Below are 1,187 nucleotides of genomic sequence, written 5' to 3'. Positions count from 1 at the left end.
TAGCAATTTATTTTTTTCAAAGAGTTTTAAAGGTGCTCTCAAAGGGTCTTCAAAGACCTTATTTAAAGGTCATTGAAAGCCCCTTTAAAGCATATTTTTTTCTTCCTCTTAAAAATCACAATTTGAAATGATGAGCTCTTGAGCCGGAGTCGGATTATTGGAACCACATGTATAATATGTATTTACCTCTTTTATCTTAAATTGGCTAAAGGTGTTTCGAATTTCTGGTACATCATTGAGAGACAGAAGAAACTTCCCCTTTAATTGTGCGAGCAGCATAGCCATCCTCTGATAATCCTCCCGCTTAAACAAATCTTTTCCATAATAATCCTCAACGCCAAAATAAGGCGGATCAAGATAAAACAAAGTGGTCGTCCGGTCATAGCGCCTGATAAAATCAAACCAATCTAAATGTTCAATGGTCACATTTGATAAGCGCCGGTAAATAAGTTTTAATAAGGCTTCAAGTTTGAAAGAATTAAACCGTGCACCACGGTGTGGATCAACTCCAAACGTCCGCTTTGCTACCTGCCCACCAAAACTCAACCGCTGCAGATATAAAAACCGCAAAGCCCGCTCTAAATCCGTAAGCGTCTTTGGATCTTGTAAAGCGAAACGCTGAAACGCCTCACGGCTGCTTATCTGAAACTCCAACAGATCCATAAAAGGGTGATAATGACGTTGCAACACCCGAAAAAAATTCACCACATCGCCTGAACGATCATTGATGACTTCATATAAGGGAATCAATTGCCGCCTGAAGAATATCCCCCCATTCCAACAAAAGGTTCAGCATAAATGCGATGGGGAATGGCTTCAATGATTTTGATAATGGTCTTTGCCAACTTGATTTTGCCACCAACATAAGGGGCAGCTGGTTCTATAGGATCAACAGATTTTAATGTTTCTTTACAAAGTGTATCCATCATTTTTTAACACTCTTTCATCTATATTAGCCATCTTCTCATTGCTTTAAGTGATAAGAAGTGGCTGCGATATTGAGTTGAGTTACATCGGACGGGTGTGTTCGCAAAACTTCTCCCGTTGGCTGGACTACCAGCCCAGCCTCTATTTTTTGTTTCTTTCCTTTCCCTTCTCCCACGCCTCAAAGGTGATTTCTGTGGTATAACCGCTTTGTTTTTCATAGCAGTGGGTGACAGTGGAAGCTTTCCATGGTCCATTGATTT

2 pseudogenes are annotated in these 1,187 nt (G+C 40.3%); both read right to left on the bottom strand.

Going from position 1 to position 1,187, the window contains the following annotated elements:
- Positions 1–108 precede the first annotated feature (108 nt).
- A pseudogene (locus tag ACFIJ0_RS06070) lies at positions 109–926 on the bottom strand (DNA adenine methylase).
- 142 nt (positions 927–1,068) lie between these two features.
- Positions 1,069–1,187 (bottom strand): annotated as a pseudogene (locus ACFIJ0_RS06065) (late control protein); the annotation flags it as partial.

Source organism: Bartonella sp. OC68QHHN, from assembly GCF_042193875.1.
In the GTDB taxonomy this organism is placed as follows: domain Bacteria; phylum Pseudomonadota; class Alphaproteobacteria; order Rhizobiales; family Rhizobiaceae; genus Bartonella; species Bartonella grahamii_A.
This window is presented reverse-complemented; position numbering and strand designations above follow the sequence as displayed.